This is a genomic window from Melaminivora sp., from assembly GCF_032059615.1.
In the GTDB taxonomy this organism is placed as follows: Bacteria; Pseudomonadota; Gammaproteobacteria; order Burkholderiales; family Burkholderiaceae_C; genus Melaminivora.
Map to the genome: position 1 here is coordinate 1 of NZ_DAMCAM010000102.1, position 3,741 is coordinate 3,741.

General features: G+C 69.2%; 4 protein-coding genes, 1 tRNA gene and 1 pseudogene. 2 read left to right on the forward strand and 4 right to left on the reverse strand.

Features of this window, described 5'->3' with window-relative positions; all coding sequences use genetic code 11:
• Together RT051_RS14390 and RT051_RS14395 are read left to right on the forward strand one after the other, a co-directional pair.
• Nucleotides 1-272 (forward strand): annotated as a pseudogene (locus RT051_RS14390) (fructose-bisphosphatase class I); the annotation flags it as partial.
• Between the two features lie 11 nt (nt 273-283).
• A tRNA-Thr gene (locus RT051_RS14395) sits at nt 284-359 on the forward strand.
• A gap of 148 nt (nt 360-507) precedes the next feature.
• On the opposite strand, the gene RT051_RS14400 is transcribed toward RT051_RS14395, so the two are convergent.
• From RT051_RS14400 to lpxA, 4 genes are all read right to left on the reverse strand, one after another.
• Nucleotides 508-1,290, reverse strand: coding sequence for an RNA methyltransferase (locus RT051_RS14400; protein WP_313077759.1), 783 nt, complete (start codon nt 1,288-1,290; stop codon nt 508-510).
• On the reverse strand, nt 1,287-1,931 hold the full coding sequence (rnhB, locus tag RT051_RS14405; protein ID WP_313077762.1) for a ribonuclease HII: 645 nt from the start codon (nt 1,929-1,931) through the stop codon (nt 1,287-1,289). Before rnhB ends, RT051_RS14400 begins: the two co-directional genes overlap by 4 nt.
• Nucleotides 1,903-3,063, reverse strand: a complete 1,161-nt coding sequence (gene lpxB, locus RT051_RS14410; protein ID WP_313077766.1) for a lipid-A-disaccharide synthase — start codon at nt 3,061-3,063, stop codon at nt 1,903-1,905. The genes rnhB and lpxB overlap by 29 nt, the downstream gene beginning before the upstream one ends.
• A gap of 9 nt (nt 3,064-3,072) precedes the next feature.
• Nucleotides 3,073-3,741: acyl-ACP--UDP-N-acetylglucosamine O-acyltransferase (gene lpxA / locus RT051_RS14415; RefSeq protein WP_313077770.1), on the reverse strand; the 669-nt coding region annotated here is incomplete at its 5' end.

The window sequence follows — 3,741 nt, forward strand, 5'->3', positions numbered from 1 at the left end:
GCATGGTGGCCGACGTGCACCGCATCCTGATGCGCGGCGGCATCTTCATGTACCCGTGGGACAGGCGCGAGCCGAACAAGCCTGGCAAGCTGCGTCTGATGTACGAGGCCAACCCTATGGGCTGGCTGGTCGAGCAGGCGGGCGGCGCCGCCACCAACGGCCGCGAGCGCATCCTGGACGTGCAGCCCACGCAGTTGCACCAGCGCGTGAGCGTCATCCTGGGCTCGAAAAACGAGGTGGAACGCGTGACCAGCTATCACAGCGGTATATAATTTCGGTCTTCGCCGGAGTAGCTCAGTCGGTAGAGCAGCTCATTCGTAATGAGAAGGTCGGGGGTTCGATTCCTCTCTCCGGCACCAAGGCACGCAAGAAAACCCTGCTATTCAAACGGTAGCAGGGTTTTTTGCTTTCCTGCTCCTGCCGGGTCCTTTGGTCGGATCCGCAGATCGGTTCGGATCATGGGGGTGATCGTCGCACCGTTTATGACCTCGATCCCCCGCGCGACTCTCAATGCGCCGCAGCGGCGCTTGCGTGCAGGCAGATCGCAGCCGCCGCGGCGACGTTGAGCGATTCCTCGCCGCCCGGCTGCGCGATGCGGATGTGCGCGCTGGCACGCTGCTCCAGCCCGGGCGAGACGCCCTGCCCTTCGTGGCCCAGCACCCACCCGCAGGGCCAGGGCAACGCGGCACGATGCAGCAGCTCGCCCTGGTGCGAGCTGGTGACCAGCAGCGGCACCCGCAGGTCCTGCAGCAGACTGTCCTCATCCAGACCCTCGACCAGGCGCAGCGCGAAGTGCGCGCCCATGCCGGCACGCAACACCTTGGGTGACCACAGCGCCGCCGTGCCTTTCAGCGCTGCAACCTGGGTGAACCCGAAAGCGGCGGCGCTGCGCAGGATGGAGCCGACATTGCCCGCGTCCTGCAAGCGGTCGAGCACCACGGTGGCCTCGCCCGCGGCAAGCCCGGCCGACTGCGGCAGATCCAGCACGAACGCCACGCCGGCCGGTGATTCCAGGGCGCTGATGCCTGCCCACAGGGTATCGGCGATAACTATGTTTTTAATAGCTGCGACCCGATACTGGACAAGGGATTCCTGCCAAAAAGACTCCGAAAATACCGCCAGGGCAGGCTGCCTGCCGCGCTGCAGCGCGGCGCTGCACAGGTGCTCGCCCTCGACCCACACCCGGCCCTGCCGGCGATAGCCGGTGCTGTCCTGAGCCAGCCGGCGCAGGTCCTTGACCAGCGCGTTGGCGGGAGACTGGATGAAGACGGGCGATGCTTGTTCGGTCATGAAAGTGCAGCAGGAAGGCCGGTCGATGCCAGCGCACGCGCCACGGGCGCGAAAGAGCGGCGATGCTCGGGGCAGGCCCCATGCTGGGCCAGCGCTTGCAGGTGAGCAGCCGTGCCATAGCCCTTGTGCCCGGAGAAGCCGTATTCGGGGTACTGGCCATGCAGCTCCTGGCACCAGCGGTCGCGCGTGACCTTGGCAAGGATGGAGGCGGCGCTGATGGCCTGCACGCGGGCATCTCCGCGCACCACTGCCTCGGCCGGGATGGGCAGCACCGGTAGCCGGTTGCCATCGACCAGCACCCGCGTCGGGACCAGGCGCAGGCCCAGCACGGCACGGCGCATGGCCAGAAGGGTCGCCTGCAGGATGTTCAGCCGGTCGATCTCCTCGGCGCTGGCCTGGGCCACGCTGCAACAGAGCGCATGGGCGCGGATCTCGTCATAGAGGCGCTCGCGGCGCGCGGCGCTGAGCGTCTTGGAGTCGCCCAGCCCCAGGATCGGCCGGGCGTCGTCCAGGATGACCGCGGCCGCCACCACCGGGCCGGCCAGCGGCCCGCGCCCGGCCTCGTCCACGCCGGCCAGCAGGCCGGGCGCGTACCAGTCGAACGTGGCCTGTTCAGGCGGCGAGCACTTGGCTGACGGCATGGGCGGCCAGGGTGGGGGTGTCGCGCAGCAGCTCCAGGTGCAGCGCGGTGAAACGCTGCTCCAGCCGCTCGAGGCTTTGCGGATCATGGGCCGGTGCCTGCAGCCACTGCAGCGCCGCATCGGCCAGGGCGCGGGGCGTGCCGGCATCCTGCAGCAGTTCCGGCACGACGAAGTCGCTGCACAGGATGTTGGGCAGGCCCACCCAGGGCTGCAGCTGCTTGCGGCGCATCAGGCGCCAGCTCAAGGGATGCATGCGGTAACCGATGACCATGGGCCGCTTGTACAGTGCCGCCTCCAGCGTTGCCGTGCCGCTGGCGATCAGCGTGGCGTTGCAGGCAGCCAGCACCGGATGCGACTGGCCGCTGACGATGCGCACCAGGTCGGCCACGCCGTATTCGGCAGCCATGCGCTCCAGCCGGGCCTGCAGCGCAGGCACTGCGGGCAATATTATTTTGATAGCTGGGAGTGCTTGCCCGACGAGGGCTGCAGCCTGAAAAAACACTGGTGCGTTGTAGCTGACCTCGGCCGCCCGGCTGCCCGGCAGCAGGGCCAGCACCGGTGCATCCTGGGGCAGACCCAGCGCCTGCCGCGCCCCGGCGCGGTCGGGCTGCAGGGGGATGACGCGCGCCAGCGGGTGGCCGACATAGGTGGCGGCAATGCCATGGCGCTCAAGCAATGCCGGCTCGAATGGGAAGAGACACAGCACATGGTCGCAGGCCGCGCGGATCCTGTGCACCCGCTCGGGCCGCCAGGCCCAGATGGACGGACAGACGAAGTGCACGGTGCGCACGCCGGCCGCGCGCAGGTCGGCCTCCAGCCCCAGGTTGAAGTCGGGCGCATCGACACCAATGAAAACATCCGGCCGTTCGGCCGCGAGCAGCCGTGCGCGCAGTGCCTTGCGGATGCGCAGGATGCCCAGCAGGCGGCGCGCCACGTCCAGGCTGTAGCCATGCACTGCCAGTCGATCGCTGGGCCACCAGGCGTCGAAGCGGCGCTCGGCCATGCGTGGCCCGCCGATGCCCGCGGCGGCCACGCCCGGCCAGCGCGCCTGCAGGCCGTCCAGCAGCAGGCCCGCCAAAAGGTCGCCCGAAGTCTCGCCGGCCACCATGGCCACGCGCGGTGCTTGTTGCATCTGCGGGCCTCAGCGGACGATGCCGCGGTGCGAAGCGGCAACGAAGACGGCCAGCGCCGCGAGGTCGCCCCCGGCATCGCCCGGTGCCTGCGCCGCCAGCTCCTTCAGCCGGGCCAGGGCCGCGTCCCGCGTCAACCCTTGCCGGAAGAGCGCGCGGTAGGCCTGCTTGAGCGCAGCGATGCGTTCAGGCGCAAAGCCGCGCCGGCGCAGGCCTTCGGTGTTGAGGCCGCGCGCGCCCAGGGGGTTGCCATCCACCGTGATGAAAGGCGGCACGTCCTGCGAGACGTGGCTGCCAAAGCCCACCATGGCGTGCGCGCCGATGCGGCAGAACTGGTGCACGCCCGTGAGCCCGCCGACAACCGCGTGGTCGCCCACGTGCACATGGCCGGCCAGCGTGGCGTTGTTGGCCAGCACCGTGTGGCTGCCGACCACGCAGTCATGGGCCACGTGCACGTAGGCCATGACCCAGTTGTCATCGCCAAGGGTGGTTTCGCCCCGGTCCTGCACCGTGCCGGTGTTGAGGGTGCAGAACTCGCGGATGGTGTTGCGGTCGCCGATCACCAGCCGCGTGGGCTCGCCGGCGTATTTTTTGTCCTGCGGCGCGGCGCCCAGCGAGGCGAACTGGAAGATGCGGTTGTCCTCGCCGATCTGCGTGTGCCCCTCGACCACGCAGTGCGC